Origin of the sequence: Actinotalea ferrariae CF5-4, assembly GCF_000603945.1 — a bacterium.
In the GTDB taxonomy this organism is placed as follows: domain Bacteria; phylum Actinomycetota; class Actinomycetes; order Actinomycetales; family Cellulomonadaceae; genus Actinotalea; species Actinotalea ferrariae.
Genome location: NZ_AXCW01000067.1, coordinates 1 through 22,025, shown reverse-complemented (window position 1 = coordinate 22,025; position 22,025 = coordinate 1). Strand labels below are relative to the sequence as shown.

Sequence of the window (22,025 nt, the reverse complement as noted above, 5' to 3'; positions counted from 1 at the left end):
CACCGCCGCCGAGACGGCGGTCGCCGCCGCCCAGGGCGCGAGGGAGGTGGCGGCGCCCGTGCTCGACGCGGAGACGGTCGCTGCGCTCGAGACCGCCGCGGCCGAGCTCGCCGCGATGCTCGAGGCGGCGCCCGCGCCCCCGCTGGCGGTCGCCGGCCCGCAGGACGACACCTCCACCGTCGACGACCGGGTCGACCAGGCCTCCCGCTCGATCTCGCCCGAGGGCAGGGACCCCCTGCCGGAGACCGCCACGCAGAACGGCACGCAGAACGGCACGGAGAGCGGCACGGCGACCGACGGCGCGGCCCCGGTCGACGCCGTGACGCCCGAGCAGGCCCGCACCGCGGGCGGCGCCGGGTCCACGGCGACGGGAGCAGCAGACGCCCCGACGCAGCAGGAGTCCCCCAGCGCCCAGCTGGTGGAGGCGCTGCCCGATCTCGACATCGAGGTGAGCCGGCGCATCCAGGAGCAGGCCGCGGAGGTGGCCGCGCTGACGGCCCAGGTCCAGGGTCTGGCCGACGCGAAGATCGCCGAGGCGGCCGCCGCGGCCGCCGCCGCCGAGGCCGAGCGACTGGCGGCCGAGGCGGCCGCCCAGGCCGCCGCCGCCGAGCGCGCGCGCAAGATCGCGGTGGCCACCAACGCACCCAACGGCGAGATCCCGACCGACGTCCTCTGCGGCGTCGGCTTCGACGAGGGCGTGCTGCTGCGCTGCGACGCCGCGGCGGCCCTCGAGGAGCTCAACGCGGCGTACCGTGCGGACTTCGGGCGTGACCTGAACGTCGTGAGCTCCTACCGGAGCTACTCGGCGCAGGTGGCCGTGCGGCGGACCCGCGGCAGCCTCGCGGCACCGCCCGGGATGTCCAACCACGGCTACGGCGTGGCGGTCGACTTCGACGGCTTCGGCGGGCTCGGCAACTTCAGCACCGCCAACTACCGCTGGATGCGTGCCAACGCCGAGCAGTTCGGCTGGTACCACCCGCGCGTCATGCGGCCCGGCGGCGGCGGCCCGCAGGAGCCCTGGCACTGGGAGTTCGGTACCGACAGCTGAGGACGGTCAGCGCTCGTCCCAGCGGAACCGTCGAGCTGCGACGACCCCCGCCGCGACGCCCCACAGCGCCAGGACCACGAGGTGGCCCCAGCCCACCGCGGGCTCCGGCGACCACGCGAGCACCAGCGCGTTCTGCAGGTGCTTGAGCGGGAACACGTCGCCGACGCGGCCCATCCACGCGGGTCCGCCCACGACGAAGACGTCGGAGAAGAACGCCAGCGGCAGCAGCACCACGAGGGCGACCGCACCGACCGCCTTCGCGCTGTGCACGGTGGAGGCCACCAGGAAGCCGCAGGCCGCCAGCACCAGGGAACCGAGCACGAGGACCGCCGTGCCCAGGACGACGCCGGTCGCCGTGACGCGGAGGCCGTAGGCCGCGGTCCCCAGGCCCAGGACCAGGGCCTCCACCGCGAGCACGCCGCCGACCGCGGCGAGCGTGCGCCCGGTGAGGAGGTGCCACGGCGCCGTGGGCGTCGCCGCGAGCCGGGCCAGGACACCGGCGTCCCGCGCGACCGCGACCGCCTCGGGCAGGTTCATGAAGGCGGCCACCGCCGCGCCCCACGCCACCATGCCGGCGGCCACGACGACCGCGGTCGGCACGCCGCCGGGCCCTGTACCGCCCGCTGCGAGGGCCACGACGAACGCGTACAGCGCCACGGGCATGACCACGGCGAAGAACAGGGCCCCGGGGTCGCGCCACGTCACCCGCGCGCCGGCGGTGACCTGGTCACGGACGAGCCGCGCCGCCCCCGGGCGTCCCGTGTCGTGCACGACGGTCATCGGGGCGGTGGCCGAGGGTGCGGGGCCGTCCCCCTCGACCGACCGGGTCGACGTCGTCGGGACCGCTGGGCCGGTCCGGGGCGCGCGCGGCGTGCGGGGCGTGGGCCGGACGCCCTCGCGGCGCAGCCCCGCGGCGGCCGCGACCACAGCGAGGACCGTCCACGCCGCGACCACGACGACGCCCGTCACGTCCCACCCGACCTCCGGGTGGAACGGGTTCATCTGGTCCTGCAGCGCGGCGGTCAGCGGCTTCAGCGGGAGCAGGTCGCCCAGGGTGACGAGCCACGCCGGCGCGGACCCGCCGAAGCTGAACAGCCCCGAGACGAAGGTGAGGGCCACGGCGCCGCCGATGGAGGCGGCCTGCGCGGTCGCGACCGTGGGCGACCAGGCGGCGACCGCCGTGCCGATGGCGGCGAACGTCGCCATGGCGACGACGAGCGTGACGGTCGTCGCGGCGGCCGTGCCGGCGACCAGCCGCACGTCGTAGAGCAGCACGCCGACCAGCAGCATGATCACGACCGATGCGACGGCGAAGACGACGGCGGCGCCGATCCTCGCCGTCAGGTACGCCGCGACGGGCAAGGGTGTGGAGCGCAGGCGCCGCAGGACGCCGGTGTGGCGGGCCTCGGCGACCGAGATCGCCACGGTCGGGAAGGACGCGTAGAGCACGCCCATGGCCGCCGCGCCCGGGGTCACGAACTGCATGACCCGCACGCCGCCCGCCTCGTCCACGACGGCGTTGCCCGCGACGAAGCCCATCACGACGAGCCAGACGAGCGGGACGACGACCGTGAAGAGGGTGACGACCTTCTGGCGCCACAGGTCCACGACCGCGTGGCGGAGGTGGTCGACGACCAGGCGGGACGCCCGCACGGCGGGAGCGGCCGGCGGACCGAGCACGGCTGCGGACGTCATCAGGACCGCCGGGACGCCAGCCGGCCGCCACGGCCGGGGGTCGCCGACCCCGCACCGGACGCCCGCGGTCCGCGACGCCGTGTCGGCCGGCCGTCGTCCGCCGGGTCGTCCGGACCCGTCTCCCCCGCACCCGCGACGAGCCCGAGGTACACGTCCTCCAGCGAGGGCCGCCGGACCGTCAGGGCGGGGATCTCCAGCTCACGACCTGCTGCCCAGCCGGTCAGCGTGTGGAGCGCCGCCGTCGGGCGCGCGGTCGTGAGGTGCCAGTCCAGACCGTCCGGCACGAGGACGCCGTCCAGGGCGGGCAGGGCGGACAGGTCGACGGTCTCGGGGAGCCGGAAGGTCACCACCGCGTCCTGACGGCGCGCCCCCAGCTCCGCCGGGGTCCCGAGCGCGACGAGCCGGCCCCGGACGACGACGGCCACCCGGTCGGCGAGGTGCTCCGCCTCGTCGAGGTAGTGCGTGGTCAGCAGGACCGTCGTGCCGTCCCTGCGCAGCCCCTCGACGAGGTCCCAGGCCCGGCGTCGCGCACCCGGGTCGAACCCGGTGGTCGGCTCGTCCAGGAAGAGCAGCTCCGGCGCCCCGACGAGCCCGAGCGCCAGGTCGAGCCGGCGACGCTGCCCACCGCTCAGCGTGCGGACCCGCGCGTGCGCCTTGTCCGTCAGGCCGACCTGCTCGACGACGGCGGCCGTGGCGACCCTGCGGGGGTACATCCGCCCGTGCAGCTCGACGAGCTCGGCGACCGTGAACTCCTCCTCGAAGCCCGCCTCCTGCAGCACCACGCCGGTGCGCTCGCGCAGCTCCCGCGGACGACGGGCGGGGTCGTGCCCCAGGACCCGAACGCTGCCGGACGTCCGGGGCCGCGCCCCCTCGAGGATCTCGACGGTGGTCGTCTTGCCCGCCCCGTTGGGGCCGAGCAGGGCGAAGACCTCGCCGGGCTCGAGGGAGAACGAGACGTCGTCCACCGCCGTCAGGTCCCCGTACCGCTTCGTCAGGTGCTCGACCTCGACGACGGCCATGCCGACCCCCTCGTCCGCGCGGCCGTCGACGCCCGGACGGGCCGGACGGCCCCGGGACCGGCGCCGCGTCCACACCCAGCGCCGACGGCGCCGCTCCCGTCCCTTCGGACGCTAGGCACGCCACCGGCCCGGTGCGAGGGACGTACGGCCCGAGCACCGGGCCGAGGGCCCACCGCCACCCGTCGCGACGGGTGCACAGTGGTGCCATGGGCATCGACTTCCGTCCCCCCGTCGCCGTGCGCGTCCCCCCGACCGACCCGCCGCTGCGCGTGGCCGTCGTCGGGGCCGGCGGCTGGGGCGAGCAGCATGCGAGGGTCTTCGCCGACCGGACCGACACGGTCCTGTGCGCCGTCGTCGGTCGCGACCCCGGACGCACGCGCGCCCGGGCGACCGCCTACGGCACGACGGCGTACACGGACCTCGCGGCGATGCTCTCCGCGGAGCAGCCCGACCTGGTCACCGTGTCCCTGCCCAACGAGGAGCACTTCGCCCCGACCCTGCAGCTCCTGCGGCACGGGGTCCCGCTCCTGGTCGAGAAGCCGCTCGTCTTCGACCTGCAGGAGGCGGACACGCTCCTGGCAGAGGCAGAGCGCCGCGGCGTGTTCTTCGCGATCGACCTCAACCACCGGTACGCCGAGCCGGTCGTGCGCGCCAAGGCGCTCCTGGACGCGGGCGAGCTGGGGGACGTCGTGTTCGCGACCTGGCGCTTCGGCGGCGAGCCGAACTTCGGCACGTCACCGCACGCGAACCTCGTCGAGACCCAGGTGCACGGCTTCGACCTGATCGAGCACCTGTGCGGCCCGGTCGTCTCCGTGATGGCGCAGACGTACGACGGCGCCCGGCCCGGGGTGTTCACCACCATCGCCGTGGCCCTGGAGCTGGCCTCCGGCGCCGTCGGCACCTTCCTGGGCACCTACGACTCCTCCTACGCCTACCCGGACTCCCAGCGCATCGAGATCAACGGCACGAGCGGTCGCCTCGTGGTCGAGGACACCGTCCGTCGGCTCGTCGTGTCCCGGCCCGGTGACGAGGTGTCCCAGGTCTGGCAGGCCGGGTACTTCGACGACGAGGCCCGCAGCTTCCACACGACGTTCGACCGGCACGTCGACGCCGTGCTCCGGGCCCTGCGGGCCGGGGACGAGCCCCCCGTCCACGCGCGGGCCGGCCGGCGCGCCCTGGAGCTGGCGCTCGCGGTCGCCCGCTCGGCCGAGCAGGGTGTCCGCGTGCCGACGCCGCCCGGCTGAGACCGGCCGGCCGCCCTCAGCGGGCGGCGGCGCGCTGGTACTGCCGCACGGTGAGCGGCACGAAGACGACCAGCAGCGCGACGCCCCACAGGACCGTGTAGAGGACGGGGTTCTGCAGGGGCCATGTCGTCGGGTCCGGCGTCCCGGGGAGCACGTTGCCGAAGAGCTCCCGGGCCGCCTGGGTGACGCTCGAGACCGGGTTCCACTCCGCGAAGGTGCGCAGCACCCCGGGCAGGTTCTGCGACGGCACGAAGGTGTTGGCGATGAAGGTGAGCGGGAAGATCACGATGAACACCGCGTTGTTGAACACCTCCGGCGTCCGGACCAGCAGCCCGACGTACGCCATGAGCCAGCTGATGCAGTACGCGAAGAACAGCAGCAGCACGTAGCCCAGCAGCGCCTCGCCCACCGAGGAGTTGATGCGCCAGCCCACCACGAGGCCGGTGAGCGACATGATCACGACGGTGAGGACGTTGTTCACGACGTCGGCGCCCGTCCGCCCCACCAGGACCGCGGAGGGCGCCATCGGCAGCGAGCGGAACCGGTCGATGATGCCCTTCTTCAGGTCCTGCGCCATGCCCGAGCCCGTGATCGTCGCCCCGAAGATGACGGTCTGGGCGAAGATCCCGGCGATGAGGAACTCGCGGTAGAGGGCGGGGTCCAGCTCCGAGGCGCCCGGGAGGGCGATCGAGCCGCCGAAGACGTAGGCGAACAGCAGCACGAACATGATCGGGGACACGATCGACCCGACGAGCAGGTCCGGCACGCGCTTGATGGTGATGAGGTTGCGGCGCGTGACGGTCCACCCGTCGGCGAGTGCCTGCACGATCGGGGTCACGCTCCGGCCTCCTGCGGTGCGGACTCGGCCTCATGGCCGGTCAGGGTCAGGAACACGTCGTCCAGCGTGGGGCGCCGGATCCCGGCGTCCAGGACGTCGACGCCCGCGTCGCCGAGCGCCCGCAGCACCGCGACCAGCGCACCGGTCCCGCCGGTCACGGGAGCGGTCAGCGTGCGCGTGTGCTCCTCGACGCCGACCTCACCGGCCACCAGCGGCCGGAGCACATCGCGCGCCGTGGCGACCTCCTCGGCGCGGCCCACGGTGACGGCGACCCGCTCGCCACCGACCTGGGACTTCAGCTCGTCCGCCGTGCCCTGGGCGATGACCCTGCCGTGGTCGATGACGGCGATCGTGTCCGCGAGCTGGTCGGCCTCCTCGAGGTACTGCGTGGTGAGGAGGACGGTCGTCCCGGAGCGGACGAGCTCCCCGATGACGTCCCACATCCCGAGCCGGCTGCGCGGGTCCAGGCCGGTGGTCGGCTCGTCGAGGAAGAGCACCTCGGGCTCGGCCACCAGGGCGCCCGCGAGGTCGAGCCTGCGCCGCATGCCCCCGGAGTAGCCGCGGACCGGCCGTCGGGCCGCCTCGGTGAGCCCGAAGCGCTCCAGGAGCTCGTCGGCCCGGGTCCGGGCCCGGCGCACCCCCAGGTGGTAGAGGCGGCCGACCATCTCCAGGTTCTCGAACCCGGTGAGGTTCTCGTCGACGGCGGCGTACTGCCCGGAGACGCCGATGCGCCGCATGAGCTCCCGGGCGTCGCGGACGACGTCGAGCCCGAGCACGCTCGCCTGCCCGGCGTCGGGGCGCAGCAGCGTGGTGAGGATGCGGACCGTCGTCGTCTTGCCCGCCCCGTTGGGGCCCAGCAGTCCGAGCACGGTCCCCCGCTCCACGCTCAGGTCGATCCCGTCGACGGCGTGGACCGCGCCGTACCTCTTCCGCAGGCCCTGGGCCGTGATCGTGGACACGGGGGCCAGTCTGGCGGTGCCCACCGACACGCTCCAACTGATTCGGCCCTCGGCGGACATCCCGGGTGCCGGCGGCGCCGCCGCGGGCCTGCCCGCCCAGCCGGGCCCGGGTGCGACCATGGGGCATGACGACCACCGGATCGACGGACTGGGTCAGCGGCGAGCGGGTCTTCGCCCCACCGAACGGGACGCTCGACCCGGAGTGGCTCGTCCCGGCCGTCCTGGAGGCGCTGCCGACGGCGCGGCCGGACGAGGCCCGTGACGCCCTGCGCCGCGCGTGGACCGAGCACCGCACCGGGGTGGCGGCGACCTCCGACGCGGCGGTGGACCGCGCGGCCCGGACCGTCGTCACCGCCGCGGTCCGCCAGTTCCGGGCCTGACCGTGGGCACGGCGACGGCGGCGACCCCGTGGGGCCGCCGCCGTCGGCGAGATCAGGACGTGACGAGGGACCGGAGCACGTACTGCAGGATGCCGCCGTTGCGGTAGTAGTCCGCCTCGCCCGGGGTGTCGATCCGGACGACCGCGTCGAACTCCACGACGGTGCCGTCGGCCTTCTCGGCGCGAACCGCGACGGTGCGAGGCGTGGTGCCCTCGTTCAGGGCCGTCACCCCGCTGACCGCGAAGGTCTCCGTCCCGTCGAGCCCGAGGCTGTCGGCGGTCTCGCCCGCCGGGAACTGCAGCGGCAGCACACCCATGCCGATGAGGTTCGACCGGTGGATCCGCTCGAAGCTCTCGGCCACGACGGCCCGCACCCCGAGCAGCCGGGTCCCCTTGGCCGCCCAGTCACGCGACGACCCGGAGCCGTACTCCTTGCCGCCGAGCACCACGAGCGGCACGCCGGCCGCGGCGTAGGCGACCGCGGCGTCGTAGATGGAGGTCTGCTCCCCGGTCAGGTGGTTCACCGTGACGCCGCCCTCGACGCCCGGCACCAGCTGGTTGCGCAGCCGGATGTTGGCGAACGTGCCACGGATCATGACCTCGTGGTTGCCGCGGCGGGAGCCGTAGGAGTTGAAGTCCCGCCGGTCGACGCCGTGCTCGGCCAGGTACCGGCCGGCCGGGCTGTCCGCCTTGATCGAGCCCGCCGGGCTGATGTGGTCGGTCGTCACCGAGTCCCCGAGCTTCGCCAGGACGCGCGCTCCCTCGATGTCCGTGACCGGGTCCGGCGTCATCCCCATGCCCTCGAAGTACGGCGGACGCCGCACGTAGGTGGACTCCGGGTCCCAGGCGAAGGTGTCCCCCGACGGCGTGGGCAGCGTCTGCCAGCGCTCGTCACCGGCGAACACGTCCGCGTAGTCGGCCGTGAACATCGCCGAGTCGATCGAGGAGTCGATGGTGGCCTGGACCTCCTGCGGCGAGGGCCAGATGTCCCGCAGGAACACCGGCTCGCCGGTCTCGCTCGTGCCGAGCGGCTCGGCCTCGAAGTCGAAGTCCATCGTCCCGGCCAGCGCGTAGGCGATCACCAGGGGCGGCGAGGCCAGGTAGTTCATCTTCACGTCGGGGTTGATGCGCCCCTCGAAGTTGCGGTTGCCCGAGAGCACGGAGACCACGGAGAGGTCGTGCTCGTTGACGACCTCCGACACCTCCTCCGGCAGCGGCCCGGAGTTGCCGATGCACGTCGCGCAGCCGTAGCCCACGAGGTGGAAGCCGAGCTTCTCCAGGTACGGCCACAGGCCGGCCTTCTGGTAGTAGTCCGTCACGACCTTCGACCCCGGCGCCATGGAGGTCTTGACCCAGGGCTTGGCCGTGAGCCCGCGGGCCACCGCCTTCTTCGCCAGGAGGGCGGCGGCGAGCATGACCGAGGGGTTGGACGTGTTCGTGCACGACGTGATCGAGGCGATGACGACGGAGCCGTGGTCGATCTCGGTCCGGGTCCCGTCGGCGAGGGTGACGGGCACCCGCTTGTGCGGGCGGCGCGCGGCGTCCGCGTGCCCGGGCTCGCGCGGTGCCGCCGACGTGTCCGCGTGCTCGCCCGCGGCGATCGGGTCCGAGGCGGGGAACGTCTCCTCGACGGACTCGTCCAGACCGTCGGTGACCTGCCGTGCGGCCCGGACGGCGGCGGCCGTGTCCGGGTCCACGTAGTCGAGGATGACCGAGGCGAAGGCCTCCTTCGCCTCGGTGAGCTCGATGCGGTCCTGCGGGCGCTTCGGGCCCGCGATGGACGGCACGACCGTCGAGAGGTCCAGCTCGAGGTACTCCGAGAAGGTGGGCTCGACGTAGTCCGCGGACGACGGGTCGTGCCACAGGCCCTGCTCCTGCGCGTACGCCTCGACGAGCGCCACCTGGTCGGCCGGGCGCCCGGTGAGCCGCAGGTAGTCGAGCGTCACCTCGTCGATCGGGAAGATGGCGCAGGTGGAGCCGAACTCCGGGCTCATGTTGCCGATCGTCGCGCGGTTCGCCAGCGGGACCTCGGCCACACCGGCGCCGTAGAACTCGACGAACTTGCCGACCACGCCGTGCCGGCGCAGCTGCTCGGTGATGGTCAGGACGACGTCGGTCGCCGTGACCCCGGCCGGGATCGAGCCGGTGAGCTTGAAGCCGACGACCCGCGGGATGAGCATCGAGACGGGCTGGCCCAGCATCGCGGCCTCCGCCTCGATGCCGCCGACGCCCCAGCCCAGCACACCCAGACCGTTGACCATCGTGGTGTGCGAGTCGGTGCCGACGCAGGTGTCGGGGTACGCGCGCAGCGCACCGCCGACCTCTCGGGTCATGACACCCCGCGCGAGGTACTCGAGGTTGACCTGGTGCACGATGCCGGTGCCGGGCGGCACCACCTTGAAGTCGTCGAAGGCGGTCTGGCCCCAGCGCAGGAACTGGTAGCGCTCACGGTTGCGCTGGTACTCCAGCTCGACGTTGCGCTCGAAGGCGTCGCGGCGCCCGGCGACGTCGATCTGGACCGAGTGGTCGATGACGAGCTCGGCGGGAGCCAGCGGGTTGATGCGCGCCGGGTCGCCGCCCAGCTCGGCGACGGCCTCGCGCATCGTGGCGAGGTCCACGACGCACGGCACACCCGTGAAGTCCTGCATGATCACCCGCGCCGGGGTGAACTGGATCTCCGTGCTGGGCTCGGCGGCCGGGTCCCACGCCGCGATGGCCCGCACGTGCTCGGCGGTCACGTTCGCACCGTCCTCGGTGCGCAGGAGGTTCTCCGCCAGCACCTTGAGGCTGAACGGCAGGCGCTCGAGCCCGGGGACGGCGGACAGCCGGAAGATCTCGTAGGAGGTGTCCCCCACCTCCAGGCGGCCCTGGGACCGGAACGTGTCGACGCTGCTCACGGTGGCTCCTCATGTGTCGCGCACGGTCGCGTGCCCGACGGTCTGGCAGTTATCTCGATGTCAAGATACATCGTAGCGGAGGACCCCCGCGGCGCGCCGCCCGGTCCACACGCCCGCCCCCGGTCAAAGCCCCCGAGGTCGGCCCTCGGGCACCATCCGCGCCGGGCGCGCACGTCACGCCGGCGCCGGGGTCCCATCCCCCGGCGCCGGGCGCGACGTCACCACTGCACGGCGACGTACTTGGACTCGGTGTACTCGAGCATGCCCTCGTGACCGCCCTCGCGGCCGAGGCCCGACTGCTTGACCCCGCCGAACGGCGCCGCAGGGTCGGAGACGACGCCGCGGTTGAGCCCGACCATGCCGGACTCCAGCGCCTCGCTGATCCGCAGCCCTCGGGCGAGGTCACGGGTGAACACGTACGACACGAGGCCGTACTCGGTGCGGTTCGCCAGCTCGACCGCCTCCTCGTCGGTGTCGAACACGACGACCGGTGCCACGGGGCCGAAGATCTCCTCCGACAGGATCCGCGCGTCGGGCGCCACGTCGGCGAGCACCGTCGGCGCGTAGAAGTAGCCCTCCCGCTCCGGCCGGGACCCGCCGGTGACGACGCGGGCGCCCTGGGCGACCGCGTCCTGCACCAGCTCGGCGACCTTGTCCAGGGACGGCTGGTTGACGAGGGGCCCGACGGCGACGTCGTCCAGGCCGGGCCCGAGGGTCAGTGCCCCCATCTGCTCCGCGAGGCGGCGGGTGAACTCCTCCGCGACGGAGCGGTGCACGTACATCCGGTTCGCCGCGGTGCACGCCTCCCCGCCGTTGCGCATCTTGGCGAGCATCGCGCCCTCGACCGCGACGTCCAGGTCGGCGTCGTCCATCACGAGCAGCGGGGCGTTGCCGCCGAGCTCCATCGAGCACGCGAGGACCTGGTCGGCCGCGAGCCGGAGCAGGTCCCGGCCCACCTCGGTCGACCCCGTGAACGACAGCTTCCGCACCCGCGGGTCGGTGAGCACGGCGCTCGCGACCGCTCCCGAGCGCCGGGACGGCAGGACGTTGACGACCCCGTCCGGCACTCCGGCCTCGGCGAGGATCGCGGCCACCGCCAGGGCGCTCAACGGGGTCTCCGAGGCGGGCTTGAGGATCACGGTGCAGCCCGCCGCCAGCGCGGGTCCGATCTTCCGGGTGGCCATCGCGGCGGGGAAGTTCCACGGCGTGATGAGCATCGCGATGCCGATCGGCTGCCGGATGACCATGATCTGGTTGGCGCCCGAGGGTGCGGTCCGGACCTCCCCGGTGAGGCGGACGGCCTCCTCGGAGAACCAGCGGAAGAACTCCGCGGCGTACCGGACCTCCCCCAGCGCGTCGCGCCGGGCCTTGCCGTTCTCGCGGACCATGAGCTCGGCGAGCGCGTCCTCCCGCTCGATCATGAGCTCGAAGGCACGCCGCAGCACCTCCCCGCGCTGCCGCGGCGGGGTGGCGGCCCACCCGGGGGCGGCGGCGTCGGCGGCGTCCACGCACGCCAGGGCGTCCGCCACGGTGCCGTTGGCCACCTGGGCGATCGTGCGCTCGGTGGCGGGGTCGATCACGTCGAAACGGCCGCCGTCCTCCGCGGCCCGCCAGCGGCCACCGATGAACAGGTCGGTGGGGACCGTCAGACCTGCGACCAGGTCGTCGAGCATGGGTGTCCTCCCGTCGGTCGCGGCCTCGTCGCCGCGTGAGAGCAGTATGGGAGCCCCGGGGCGCCCATCACCAGGGGCGCCGACCCCGGCGCGGGTCAGGCCCGCCGGAGCAGCGCGACGGCCTCCACGTGGTGGGTCATCGGGAAGAGGTCGAACGCGCGCAGGCCCTCCAGCACGTGGCCGGCGTCGACCAGGAGGGCGACGTCCCGGGCCAGCGACGCGGGGTCGCAGGCCACCAGCACGACCCGCTCGGCACCGAGAGCGACGACGCCGTCCACGACCGCGCGTCCGGCTCCCACGCGGGGCGGGTCGAGGACGACGACGTCGGCCGGACCGACCGCGCCGGAGCGGAGCACGTCGAGCACCCCGCCGTGGTGCAGCCGCACCTGCGGCCGGTCGTGCACGTTGCGGCGCAGGTCGCGTACCGCACGGGCGTCGCCCTCCACCGCGGCGACGGCACCGGCGGGGCCGACCGCGTCGGCGAGGGGCAGGCTGAACAGACCCGAGCCGGCGTAGAGGTCGACGACGCGCGCGCCGGCCAGCCCGTCCTGCGCCAGGACGTCGCCCACCGCACCGACGAGCACTCCGGGTGCCTCCCGGTGCACCTGCCAGAAGCCGTCGCCGGCGACGCGCCACGACAGCTCCCGGTCACCCCGGCGCAGCGTCTCGCGCACCGACGCGCGGGCGGTCGGGCGCGTGTCGGGCGCGTTCCGCAGCCACGGCACCCCGTCGACCAGCAGCAGGGGGCGGTCGCCTCCCGACGGGGCGACCAGCGTCAGCCGGGCGCCCGCGGTCCACCGCCGGGACAGCACGCCCTCGACCCCCGCGTCCTCGACGGCCAGCGGCATCGCCTCCAGGGCGACGACGTCGTGCGAGCGGTGGCGGTGCATCCCCGCGCGACCCTCGGCGTCCGCGACGAGCTCCACGCGGGTGCGCCAGCGCAGGCCCCCCCGCGCGTCGTCGCCCGGGGCCCCCTCGACGACGACGGCACGGTCGTCGTGCGCCAGCCGCCGCAGCTGCTCCTCGACGACGGCGGCCTTCCACGCGCGCTGGGCGGGCAGGGCGACGTGGCCCAGCTCCCCGCCCCCCACACCGCCGGGGCCGGCCTCCGGCCACGGCGAGGCGACGCGGTCCGGCGACGCCTCCAGGACCTCCACGGCGTCGGCGCGCCAGAACTTCGCCGTGGGCGCCGCCTCCGTCAGCCGGGCCCGCACGCGCTCCCCCGGCAGCGCGTGCCGGACGAAGACGACGCGCCCCTCGTGCCGTGCGACGCAGTGGCCGCCGTGGGCCACCGGCCCGACGTCGAGCACGACGGTCCCCTCGGACGGGGACGGGTTGCTGGCCTGGCTCATCGCGGTCCTCCGGGCTCGGGTGCAGCGGGGTCCGCGAGCGTCGGTGCCGACGGGTCGGCGGCCGCGGTGACCACGGCGCTCCCCTCGACGAGCTCCGACGAGCGGAGCTGCCACGGGACCGAGGCGATGACCACCCCGGGGGTCAGGAGCAGGCGGTTCTTGAGCCGCATGGCGCTCTGGTTGTGCAGGAGCTGCTCCCACCAGTGGCCCACCACGTACTCGGGGACGTAGACGACCACGAGGTCGCGGGGGCTCTGCCGGCGGATCGAGCGGACGTAGCCCACGACGGGCCGTGTGAGGTCCCGGTACGGGGAGTCCAGCACCCGCAGCGGCACCGGCAGGTCCAGGGCGTCCCACTGCCGGCGCAGGTCCGCGGTCTCGTCGAGGTCGACGTTCACCGTGAGGGCCTCGAGGGACGAGGGGCGCGTGGCCCGTGCGTAGGCCAGCGCCCGCATCGTCGGCTTGTGCAGCCGCGAGATGAGCACGATCGCGTGCACCCGGCTCGGGAGCGCACGGGCCGCCGCGGGGTCCTCGCCGAGCGCGAGCTCCTCGCGCACCGCGGAGTAGTGCCGGCGGACCCCGCGCATGAGCAGGAAGAACACGCCCATCGCCAGCAGCGCGATCCAGGCCCCGCGCGAGAACTTCGTCACCAGGACGACGACGAGCACGGTCGCGGTGAGCACGAGGCCGGTGGTGTTGATGGCGCGGGACCGCAGCATCGACCGGCGGCGGGCCGGCTCCGGCTCGCGGCGCAGCTCGCGGTTCCAGTGCCGCACCATCCCGAGCTGGCTCAGGGTGAACGACACGAAGACGCCGACGATGTAGAGGTGGATGAGGCGGGTCACCTGGGCGTCGAAGGCGGCGACGAGGATCCCCGCGCCCAGCGCCAGGAAGATGATCCCGTTGGAGAAGACGAGCCGGTCGCCCCGGGTGTGGAGCTGGCGCGGCAGGAACCCGTCGCGGGCGAGGATGGAGCCGAGGACCGGGAAGCCGTTGAACGCCGTGTTGGCGGCGAGCACGAGGATGAGGCCCGTGGCGGCGGCCACGACGTAGAACGCCACCGGGAGGCCGTCGAACACCGCCTGCGCGAGCTGACCGAGGACCGGGTCCTGGACGTAGTCCTCCCCCACGGGGACGCCGTCCCGCAGCAGCTGCTCCGCCGGGTCCTCCACGTAGTGCACGCCCGTGGCCCGGGCGAGCAGGAGGATCGACATGATGAACGTCACCGACAGCGTGCCGAGCAGCAGGAGCGTCGTCGCCGCGTTGCGGCTCTTGGGCGGCCGGAACGCCGGCACGCCGTTGCTGATCGCCTCCACACCGGTCAGGGCCGCGGCGCCCGACGCGAAGGCGCGCAGGACGAGGAACGCGCCCGCGAGGCCCACCAGGCCCTGCTCGTAACCCGGCAGCGGCGCGATCTCCAGCGCGGCGCTCTCGGCCTGCGGCAGGGTCCCGGTCGCCCACCGCACCCCGCCGACGACGGCCGTGAGCCCGACGGCGAGCATGAACAGGTAGGTGGGGACGGCGAAGAGCCGGCCCGACTCCTTGACCCCCCGCAGGTTGAGCACCATGAGGAGCGTGACGAGCCCCAGCGCGACCTGGACCTCGTACCCGCGCAGCGCGGGCAGGGCCGAGGCGAGGTACTGGGAGCCCGCGCTGATCGACACGGCGACCGTCAGGATGTAGTCGACCAGCAGCGCGCTCGCCACGCCCAGGCCCGCGCGCGGGCCGATGTTGACGGTGGCGATCTCGTAGTCGCCGCCCCCCGACGGGTAGGCGCGGACGTTCTGCCGGTACGAGGCGATGACGACCGCCATGACCGCGGCGACGGCCAGCCCCACGCCCGGGGAGATCGCCGTCGCCGCCAGCCCCGCGAACGCGAGGGTGAGGAGCACCTCGTCCGGCGCGTACGCCACCGACGAGAGCGCGTCGGAGGCGAAGACCGGCAGCGCGATGCGCTTGGGGAGGAGGGTGTGCCTCAGGCGCTCGCTGTGGACCGGACGGCCCAGCAGCAGACGCTTCGCGGCATCAGCGACGTCTGACACGGAGCACCACTCTAGGCCTGGGGTCGTCGGCAGGAGGGACCAGCGTCCCGACCCACCGGATCCCGACCCTGCGCGTGGCCCGGGACCTCGGCGGCGAGCGTCCTGGGCGCGGCGGAGTAGCGTGACGCCCTGTGCACTTCGTCATCATGGGCTGCGGACGGGTCGGGGCCACCCTCGCGCAGTCGTTGGAGTCCCGTGGCCACTCGGTGGCGGTGATCGACCAGAACCCCGAGGCCTTCCGCCGCCTCGACGCGGACTTCGGCGGCAACCGGGTCACCGGGCTCGGCTTCGACCGCGAGACGTTGCTGCAGGCGGGGGTCGAGGACGCCTACGCCTTCGCGGCCGTGTCCGACGGCGACAACTCGAACATCCTCGCCGCGCGCGTCGCGCGGGAGACGTTCGGGATCGACAACGTCGTCGCCCGCATCTACGACCCGCACCGCGCCGAGATCTACCAGCGTCTGGGCATCCCCACCGTGGCCACGGTCCGGTGGACCGCCGACCAGGTGCTGCGGCGCATGCTGCCCATGGGCGCGACGCACGAGTACCGGGACGCGTCCGGGCGGGTCGTCATCGCGCAGACCGACGTGCACCCGGCCTGGATCGGGACACCCGTCCCGCGGATCGAGCACCTCGTCGGCGCCCGCGTGGCCTTCCTGACCCGCTTCGGCGACGCGATGCTGCCGTCCTCGGAGACGGTCTTCCAGGAGCACGACCTCCTGCACGTCATCGCCACCGTGGAGGACGTGCCGCGCATCGAGCGCGCCCTCACCCACGCGCCCCGCCACCAGGAGGACTGATGCGCGTCGTCATCGCCGGCGCCGGCTCGGTCGGCCGGTCCATCGCCCGCGAGCTGCTCGCGGCCGACCACGAGGTCACGCTCGTGGACAAGCAGCCCTCGGCGATGCGGGTGGCGTCCGTCGCCGACGCCGAGTGGCTCCTCGCCGACGCGTGCGAGCTCTCCACGCTGACCCAGGCCCGCGTCGACGAGTGCGACGTCATCGTGGCCGCCACGGGCGACGACAAGGTGAACCTCGTCGTCTCCCTGCTGGCGAAGACGGAGTACGGGGTCCCGCGCACCGTGGCGCGCGTCAACAACCCCAAGAACGAGTGGATGTTCGACGAGGCCTGGGGCGTCGACGTCGCGGTCTCGACGCCGCGGATCATGACCGCCATGGTCGAGGAGGCGGTCGCCGTCGGCGACCTGGTGAAGATCTTCACCTTCCACCAGTCGGGAGCGGACATCCTCGAGCTGACGCTCCCCGCGGAGTCGCCGCTCGAGGGGACGCGGGTCGGTCAGGTGACGTGGCCCGCGGACACGGTCCTCGCGGCGATCGTCCGGGACGGCCGGCCGCTGGCCCCGAGCGTCGACGACACGCTGGAGGCCGGCGACGAGCTGCTCATCGTGGCGGGGTCGGAGGCGGACCGGGACGCGCTGCAGCGGCTGCTCGTGGTCCGACCAGCAGCCACGTGAGCCACAGGACGAGCGCGAAGAGCGGGACGCCCATCGCCAGGCGCGCCGTCCCGAGCCACCCCACCGCGTCCTCGCCCTGCAGGTAGAGCGGGAGCTGGACGGCGAGCCGGGCGGCGAACATCCCGGCCCACAGCCAGGTCGCCCAGACGTAGCGGCGCCGCAGCGCCCGTGCGCCCACGTCGGTCCGCCAGGACATGTCCTGCGCCCGCAGCAGGCTGACGACGACGCCGACCAGGGGCCACCCCACCAGCACCGACACGGCGGTGCCGGCCAGCCAGAGGCCGTTGACCCACAGGCCCCAGGCGAAGAAGTCCTGCGCCTCCCCGGTGCGCGAGGCCCACAGGACGCCGACCACCACCCCGACGACGCCGGAGAAGGCCTGGGTCGCGGGCGTCCGCTGGAGCAGCCGCACGACGACGGCCACGGCGGCGACCACGCCGGCGGCCACGAGGGCCGGGACGAGGTCGCGGGTCAGCAGGAACAGCACGACGAAGACGAGCCCGGGCAGGACGGACTCGACCAGGCCGCGGACCCCGCCGATCGCCTCCACGAGCGAGAACTCCTCGCCCGTGAGCACCCGGACCCCGCGGGCGTTCCCGGCAACGGCGGGGTCGGGTGCGGGCGCCGGGTGCGCGTCGTCGGCTGCCACAGGGGGTCCCTCGTTCTCTCGTGGTGGGTGCAGGTCGGGTCGGTCGGGGTCGGTCGGTCGATCCGTCGGTGACGCCGGTCGCCCGTTCAGCGCTCCGCGTCGGCCACGAGCTCGTAGCGGGGGTTGTACACGGTGGGGGTCCCGCTCTCCTCGCAGACCAGTCCCGTGACGCGCATCCGACGACCGGGGTGCACGCCGGCGATCTCCCGGCGCCCGAGCCAGACCAGCCGCAGCGTGCCGGTGCCGTCGTAGAGCTCGGCCTCCAGCGCCGGGACCGTCTCACGCGACCGCAGCGTCACGCTCCGCAGGACGCCCCCGACCGTGACCCTGCTCCGGTCCGCGACCTGGGCGACCGGGCAGCAGCCGGCGCGCTCGACGCGACGACGCTCCTGCGAGGCCTCGAACTCCGCCCGGGTCGCGGTGAGGCCCCGGAGCGCCCCGAGCACGCGGCCGGCCATCAGCGGGTCTCCGTGATCTCCGGACCGCGCGTCAGGACGTCCTGGGCGGCCTCGGGCGGCACCTCGGCACGCTGGCGGCCGGGCAGGGCCAGCGGCAGCAGGTCCCGCGGTGCACGGGCCTCGGACCCGCGCACCACCACGACGTCCGCGAACACGCCCTCGAGTTCCGCGGCGGCCTCCTCGTCGGCGGCCGCGCGACCGGTGAGCACGCCGCGCAGGAACCAGCGCGGGCCGTCGTGACCGATGAACCGGACGGGCCGGTGCCCGGTGCGGCCCTCGGGCGTCCGCACGGGCATGCGGGCGAGGAGCTCGCGGCCGAACGGACCGACGATGTCCTCGGCGGAGCCGCCCTGCTTCGTCACGGACTCGGCGATCTCGGCGCGGATCTCGTCCCAGATGCCCTCGGTCCGCGGTGCGGCGAACACCTGGAGCTGCAGAGCCGAGCCGTGCAGCGTGACGGCCGCGGCGGTCATCAGCCGAGAGGTCTTCTCGACCTCCATGCGCAGCTCCATGCCCTCGCGGCCCGGGAGCCACAGGGGCCCGAGGTCCACCCGCTTGCCCCGGTCGGGCACCTCGCTGACGTCCCAGGGTCCGCGGGCCCGCGAGCCGACGACGGGCTCCGCGCCCTGCGCCTGCGAGGACGACACGCCGACGGCCTGGTCGCCCTCCTCCGGGACGGCGTCCGCCTGCTTGTCTCGCCGGAACAAGCCCACGCGCCCTGCCTCTCGCCTCGAGGGTCCGCCTCGCGCGGTCCCACCCCCGACCCTAGACGCCCCCGCCGGTCGACTCCCACCCGGCGCGGAGGTGCTCACCCGGTCGGCGCGTCCCAGCCACCGCTGGAGCCGAGGCCGCCCTCGCCACGGTGGGACCCCGGCAGGCGCTCCGCCCGGACGAAGCGCGCCCGCTCCACGCGCTGCACCACGAGCTGGGCGATGCGGTCGCCGCGGCGCAGCCGGACCGGGCTGCTCGGGTCGGTGTTGAGCAGCGTCACCGTGATCTCACCGCGGTAACCGGCGTCGACCGTGCCGGGCGCGTTGACCACCGTGACGCCGTGCCGGGCGGCGAGGCCCGACCGGGGGTGCACGAAGGCGGCGTACCCGTCCGGGAGCGCGATCCGCAGGCCGGTCGGCACCGTCGCCCGCTCCCCCGGGCCCAGCTCGACGTCGACCCGGGTCACCAGGTCCGCTCCCGCGTCCCCGGGGTGCGCGTACGCGGGGACCGGGAGGTCGTCCTCGACCAGGGTGAGGAGGACCTCGACGGCGTGGGGGTCGTGCGGCACGCGACGACTGTAGTCGGCGCCCGGTGCCACACTGGTTCCCATGCCGACCGAGCCCCGCCGCGCCGACGTCGACCCCGGTCCGCCCCCGTTCGCGGAGCGGCTCCTGCCCGGGCCGCTCGGCTGGTCGTTCGTCCTCGGCTTCGCCGTCTTCGTCCTCATCGCGCTCGTGCCCGTCGACGTCGTCGTCGCGGCCCTGGTGGCGGCGGTGACCTTCGTCGTCGGCGTCGCCGCGGTGGCGGCGACCAGCGCCGTCGTCGTCGTGCGGGACGGGTCGCTCAGAGCAGGGCGCGCGCGGATCCCCGTCGACCTGCTGGGGCCCGGCCGCGTGCTCGAGCGGGACGAGGCGCGCGCCGCCCTCGGCCCGGGGTCGGACGCGCGCCTCTTCGCGTGCTACCGGTCGTGGCTCCCCGGGGCGGTGCTCGTCCCCGTGGTCGACCCCCTCGACCCCACGCCGGCGTGGCTGGTCAGCTCGCGATCACCCCGCCGGCTGCTCGCGGCGATCGAGGCCGCGCGCGGGAGCACTCAGGCGGCGCACTCGGAGCAGATCGGCTGACCGTTCCGCTCGCCGGCCAGCTGGCTGCGGTGGTGGACCAGGAAGCAGCTGGAGCACGTGAACTCGTCGGCCTGACGCGGGAGCACCCGGACCGAGAGCTCCTCGCCGGACAGGTCGGCGCCGGGGAGCTCGAAGCCCTCGGCGGCCTCCGTCTCGTCCTCGTCGACGACCCCCGAGTTCTTGTCGGACCGGCGCGCCTGCAGCTCCTGGAGCGAGTCCTCGCTGAGGTCCTCGTCGGTCTTGCGCGGTGCGTCGTAGTCGGTTGCCATCGGGCTCTTCACACTCCGGGGTCGTGGGGCGTCGACGCGCGCGCCGACGTCGGTACGTACTCAATGCACGGCGTCCGTGTCTTGTTCCCGCGTCCGCTCGGCGTGGGGATTGTGCCCTATCGGCGGCCCGCCGCGCACGGTACCGGCCGCGGCGTCAGTCCAGGGACCCGGGTGCGGGCGGCCCGTCGGCGTCCGCGCCGAGCTGCTCCAGCAGCGCCACGAGCTCGGGAACGGTCCCTGCGGGGCCGGCGACCGTCATCGCGGTGGCGGCGGGCCGCCCCCGCAGGCCCGTGACGAGCCCGCCGGCCTCCTGCACCACGAGCTGGGCCGCGGCGAGGTCCCACGGGTTGAGGCCGCGCTCGTAGTAGAGGTCGAGCTGGCCGGAGGCGACCATGCACAGGTCCATGGCGGCGGAGCCGATGCGCCGGATGTCCCGGACCCGCGGCAGGACCTCGAGCAGGACGCGCGCCTGGTCCCGGCGGCGGGCCTCGAGGTAGCCGAACCCGGTCCCGCACAGGCTCTCGGACAGCGGGCGGGCGTCCTCGACCCGCAGGGCCGCACCGTCCAGGTGGGCGCCGTGCCCCCGCGCCGCGGTCCACGTCCGACCGTCCGCGACGGCGTGGACGCACCCCGCGAGCAGCGTCCACGCACCCGGCTCGGGCGGCCCGGCGACCGCGGCCACGGACACGGCGTACGCGGGGATCCCGTAGAGGTAGTTGACGGTGCCGTCGATCGGGTCGAGCACCCAGGTCACGCCGCTGGTGCCCGGCTCGAGGCCGCCCTCCTCGCCGAGCACGCCGTCGTCCGGGCGCTCCCGGGCCAGCAGCGTGCGCAACGCGCGCTCCGCCGCCAGGTCCATCTGCGTCACGACGTCGACCGCGCTGGACTTCGTGGCCGCGACCTCGACCGTGTCGGGGCGGCCGCCCCGCACGAGGTCGGCCGCGGCCCGCGCGGCCCGTTCGGCGAGGTCGCGCAGCGCCAGGACGTCGGGAGGCGTCGTCGCGCCCGAGCTCGCGCGGGAGGACGGGGACGGCGGGTCGTTCGGGCGGGCGGGCTCGGCCATGCGGCCATCCTGCCCGACGGCGGCACACCGCACCGCCTCCCGGCGCCCCGCCGTCCGCAGTGGCAGTCTCTACCCGTGGGAGGAGGTGCCATGGGAGAGCTCACGCTCGTCGGGCTGCACGAGGACGGGGAGCACGTGCTCCTGGAGTCCCCGGACGGCCGACGCTTCCGACTGCCCATCGACGAGGCGCTCCGCGCCGCGGTGCGCCGCGACCGCGCCCAGCTCGAGCAGGCCCGTGCCGAGCTCTCCGGGGCGCTGCCCCCGCGGGAGATCCAGGCCCGGATCCGGGCCGGGGCGAACGCCGCGGACGTCGCGGCCGACGCCGGCATGCCCGTGGAGCTCGTGCGGCGCTACGAGGGCCCCGTGCTCGCCGAGCGCGAGTTCGTGGCGGGCCAGGCCCGCGCCACCCGGATCGGCCACGACCCGGGCGCGCCGGTGCTCGGCGAGCTCGTGACCGACCGGCTCGCGACCCGCGGGGTCGGCGCCGAGGACGTCGTCTGGGACGCCTACCGCCCGGGCAGCGGACGGTGGACCGTCGAGGTGTCCTTCCCCGTGGGCGACACGCCGCGCACGGCTCGCTGGACCTTCGACGGCGCGGCGCGGACGCTCCGCGCGGAGGACGACGAGGCGCGCTGGCTGTCCGAGACCGACCTGGGCGACGGGCCGATCCCCCGGCGGCACCTCGCGGCGGTGCGGCCGACGTCGGAGTTCGACGTCGACGCCGCCCTGCGGCCCCTGCTGGCGGCCGTGGACCTCACGCCTACGGCGCCGGAGCCGGAGCCGGAGGACCCGATGCACGCGACGGCGGCACTCCTGGACGACCTCAGCGGACGTCGCGGGGTCCGCCAGGCGCTCGACGTGGACGACGAGGACGAGGACGACGAGGAGTTCGAGGGGTTCGGGCCGCAGCACGCCTTCGACTTCGACAACCCCGACCTCACCGTGCCGGCCGCCCACCCTCCCCACTCCCGTCCCGACCTCGCGGTCGACGCCACGGTGCTCCCCCTGCCGTCCGGGTCGCGACCCCGGGAGGCCGCGACCGGAGGCGACCCGGTCGACGACGCCACGTCGGCGCCGGCGTCGGACAGCCCGGCGGCCACCCCACCGGGCGACGGCGAGGCCGCCGCGCCGGAG

Annotated in this window: 21 protein-coding genes; 7 read left to right on the top strand and 14 right to left on the bottom strand. The window is 74.8% G+C overall.

What is annotated here, in order from left to right; translation table 11 throughout:
- Positions 1-1,048, top strand: a 1,048-nt coding sequence (locus N866_RS19830) for a M15 family metallopeptidase (RefSeq protein ID WP_216699401.1), incomplete at its 5' end; no start/stop codon positions are given.
- A 6-nt stretch (positions 1,049-1,054) separates the two neighbouring features.
- Here N866_RS19830 and N866_RS08240 read toward each other — a convergent pair.
- Positions 1,055-2,743, bottom strand: coding sequence for an ABC transporter permease (locus N866_RS08240; RefSeq protein ID WP_034225147.1), 1,689 nt, complete (start codon positions 2,741-2,743; stop codon positions 1,055-1,057).
- Positions 2,743-3,762, bottom strand: a complete 1,020-nt coding sequence (locus tag N866_RS08235; RefSeq protein WP_081802455.1) for an ABC transporter ATP-binding protein — start codon at positions 3,760-3,762, stop codon at positions 2,743-2,745. Before N866_RS08235 ends, N866_RS08240 begins: the two co-directional genes overlap by 1 nt.
- A gap of 206 nt (positions 3,763-3,968) precedes the next feature.
- On the opposite strand from N866_RS08235, the gene N866_RS08230 reads away from it, so the two are divergent.
- Positions 3,969-5,006, top strand: a complete 1,038-nt coding sequence (locus tag N866_RS08230; protein ID WP_052022608.1) for a Gfo/Idh/MocA family protein — start codon at positions 3,969-3,971, stop codon at positions 5,004-5,006.
- Between the two features lie 16 nt (positions 5,007-5,022).
- On the opposite strand, the gene N866_RS08225 is transcribed toward N866_RS08230, so the two are convergent.
- Entirely contained in the window at positions 5,023-5,844 is an 822-nt protein-coding gene (locus N866_RS08225; protein WP_034225146.1) for an ABC transporter permease, read from the bottom strand.
- Positions 5,841-6,803: a daunorubicin resistance protein DrrA family ABC transporter ATP-binding protein gene (locus N866_RS08220; RefSeq protein WP_034225154.1), complete on the bottom strand. Its 963-nt coding sequence runs from the start codon at positions 6,801-6,803 to the stop codon at positions 5,841-5,843. Before N866_RS08220 ends, N866_RS08225 begins: the two co-directional genes overlap by 4 nt.
- Positions 6,804-6,928: 125 nt before the next feature.
- On the opposite strand from N866_RS08220, the gene N866_RS08215 reads away from it, so the two are divergent.
- Positions 6,929-7,183: a hypothetical protein gene (locus tag N866_RS08215; RefSeq protein ID WP_034225145.1), complete on the top strand. Its 255-nt coding sequence runs from the start codon at positions 6,929-6,931 to the stop codon at positions 7,181-7,183.
- A 52-nt stretch (positions 7,184-7,235) separates the two neighbouring features.
- Here N866_RS08215 and acnA read toward each other — a convergent pair whose 3' ends face one another.
- The 4 genes from acnA to N866_RS08195 form a co-directional block, all read right to left on the bottom strand.
- The gene (gene acnA / locus N866_RS08210; RefSeq protein ID WP_034225143.1) at positions 7,236-10,079 is read right to left on the bottom strand and encodes an aconitate hydratase; all 2,844 of its coding nucleotides are present in this window, start codon (positions 10,077-10,079) and stop codon (positions 7,236-7,238) included.
- Positions 10,080-10,297: 218 nt separating this feature from the next.
- Positions 10,298-11,752 (bottom strand): NAD-dependent succinate-semialdehyde dehydrogenase, encoded by a 1,455-nt coding sequence (locus N866_RS08205; protein WP_034225141.1) that lies wholly within the window; start codon positions 11,750-11,752, stop codon positions 10,298-10,300.
- 95 nt (positions 11,753-11,847) lie between these two features.
- The gene (locus tag N866_RS08200; RefSeq protein WP_034225139.1) at positions 11,848-13,104 is read right to left on the bottom strand and encodes a class I SAM-dependent RNA methyltransferase; all 1,257 of its coding nucleotides are present in this window, start codon (positions 13,102-13,104) and stop codon (positions 11,848-11,850) included.
- Positions 13,101-15,146 carry an APC family permease gene (locus N866_RS08195; protein WP_081802453.1) on the bottom strand — a complete coding sequence of 682 codons (2,046 nt, stop codon included), beginning with the start codon at positions 15,144-15,146 and terminating at the stop codon, positions 13,101-13,103. Before N866_RS08195 ends, N866_RS08200 begins: the two co-directional genes overlap by 4 nt.
- A gap of 146 nt (positions 15,147-15,292) precedes the next feature.
- On the opposite strand from N866_RS08195, the gene N866_RS08190 reads away from it, so the two are divergent.
- Positions 15,293-15,946 (top strand): potassium channel family protein, encoded by a 654-nt coding sequence (locus tag N866_RS08190; RefSeq protein ID WP_034225150.1) that lies wholly within the window; start codon positions 15,293-15,295, stop codon positions 15,944-15,946.
- Positions 15,946-16,620, top strand: coding sequence for a potassium channel family protein (locus N866_RS08185; protein WP_034225137.1), 675 nt, complete (start codon positions 15,946-15,948; stop codon positions 16,618-16,620). Before N866_RS08190 ends, N866_RS08185 begins: the two co-directional genes overlap by 1 nt.
- On the opposite strand, the gene N866_RS08180 is transcribed toward N866_RS08185, so the two are convergent.
- From N866_RS08180 to dut, 4 genes are all read right to left on the bottom strand, one after another.
- Positions 16,547-17,269 (bottom strand): DUF3159 domain-containing protein, encoded by a 723-nt coding sequence (locus N866_RS08180; RefSeq protein ID WP_052022607.1) that lies wholly within the window; start codon positions 17,267-17,269, stop codon positions 16,547-16,549. The two genes, N866_RS08185 and N866_RS08180, sit on opposite strands and share 74 nt — an antisense overlap.
- Positions 17,270-17,355: 86 nt before the next feature.
- On the bottom strand, positions 17,356-17,727 hold the full coding sequence (locus N866_RS08175) for an OB-fold nucleic acid binding domain-containing protein (RefSeq protein ID WP_034225135.1): 372 nt from the start codon (positions 17,725-17,727) through the stop codon (positions 17,356-17,358).
- Positions 17,727-18,440, bottom strand: coding sequence for a DUF3710 domain-containing protein (locus N866_RS08170; protein WP_034225133.1), 714 nt, complete (start codon positions 18,438-18,440; stop codon positions 17,727-17,729). The genes N866_RS08175 and N866_RS08170 overlap by 1 nt, the downstream gene beginning before the upstream one ends.
- Positions 18,441-18,535: 95 nt before the next feature.
- Positions 18,536-19,048 carry a dUTP diphosphatase gene (gene dut, locus N866_RS08165; RefSeq protein WP_081802451.1) on the bottom strand — a complete coding sequence of 171 codons (513 nt, stop codon included), beginning with the start codon at positions 19,046-19,048 and terminating at the stop codon, positions 18,536-18,538.
- Here dut and N866_RS08160 point away from each other — a divergent pair.
- Positions 19,047-19,559, top strand: a complete 513-nt coding sequence (locus N866_RS08160; RefSeq protein ID WP_034225129.1) for a DUF3093 domain-containing protein — start codon at positions 19,047-19,049, stop codon at positions 19,557-19,559. The two genes, dut and N866_RS08160, sit on opposite strands and share 2 nt — an antisense overlap.
- Here N866_RS08160 and N866_RS08155 read toward each other — a convergent pair.
- Together N866_RS08155 and N866_RS08150 are read right to left on the bottom strand one after the other, a co-directional pair.
- Entirely contained in the window at positions 19,529-19,828 is a 300-nt protein-coding gene (locus N866_RS08155) for a DUF4193 domain-containing protein (protein WP_034225127.1), read from the bottom strand. The two genes, N866_RS08160 and N866_RS08155, sit on opposite strands and share 31 nt — an antisense overlap.
- 154 nt (positions 19,829-19,982) lie before the next feature.
- A complete protein-coding gene (locus N866_RS08150) occupies positions 19,983-20,891 on the bottom strand; it encodes an inositol monophosphatase family protein (protein WP_034225125.1) in 909 nt (302 codons plus the stop codon).
- A 90-nt stretch (positions 20,892-20,981) separates the two neighbouring features.
- On the opposite strand from N866_RS08150, the gene sepH reads away from it, so the two are divergent.
- Positions 20,982-22,025, top strand: a 1,044-nt coding sequence (sepH, locus tag N866_RS08145) for a septation protein SepH (RefSeq protein WP_052022603.1), incomplete at its 3' end; no start/stop codon positions are given.

Coding starts and splice junctions, on each gene's coding strand:
- N866_RS08230 (WP_052022608.1), top strand. CDS start 3,969: ATGGGCATCGACTTCCGTCCCCCCGTCGCCGTGCGCGTCCCCCCGACC.
- N866_RS08155 (WP_034225127.1), bottom strand. CDS start 19,828: ATGGCAACCGACTACGACGCACCGCGCAAGACCGACGAGGACCTCAGC.
- N866_RS08175 (WP_034225135.1), bottom strand. CDS start 17,727: ATGGCCGGCCGCGTGCTCGGGGCGCTCCGGGGCCTCACCGCGACCCGG.
- N866_RS08200 (WP_034225139.1), bottom strand. CDS start 13,104: ATGAGCCAGGCCAGCAACCCGTCCCCGTCCGAGGGGACCGTCGTGCTC.
- N866_RS08150 (WP_034225125.1), bottom strand. CDS start 20,891: ATGGCCGAGCCCGCCCGCCCGAACGACCCGCCGTCCCCGTCCTCCCGC.
- N866_RS08190 (WP_034225150.1), top strand. CDS start 15,293: ATGGGCTGCGGACGGGTCGGGGCCACCCTCGCGCAGTCGTTGGAGTCC.
- dut (WP_081802451.1), bottom strand. CDS start 19,048: ATGGGAACCAGTGTGGCACCGGGCGCCGACTACAGTCGTCGCGTGCCG.
- N866_RS08185 (WP_034225137.1), top strand. CDS start 15,946: ATGCGCGTCGTCATCGCCGGCGCCGGCTCGGTCGGCCGGTCCATCGCC.
- N866_RS08160 (WP_034225129.1), top strand. CDS start 19,047: ATGCCGACCGAGCCCCGCCGCGCCGACGTCGACCCCGGTCCGCCCCCG.
- N866_RS08235 (WP_081802455.1), bottom strand. CDS start 3,762: ATGGCCGTCGTCGAGGTCGAGCACCTGACGAAGCGGTACGGGGACCTG.
- N866_RS08215 (WP_034225145.1), top strand. CDS start 6,929: ATGACGACCACCGGATCGACGGACTGGGTCAGCGGCGAGCGGGTCTTC.
- N866_RS08240 (WP_034225147.1), bottom strand. CDS start 2,743: ATGACGTCCGCAGCCGTGCTCGGTCCGCCGGCCGCTCCCGCCGTGCGG.
- N866_RS08205 (WP_034225141.1), bottom strand. CDS start 11,752: ATGCTCGACGACCTGGTCGCAGGTCTGACGGTCCCCACCGACCTGTTC.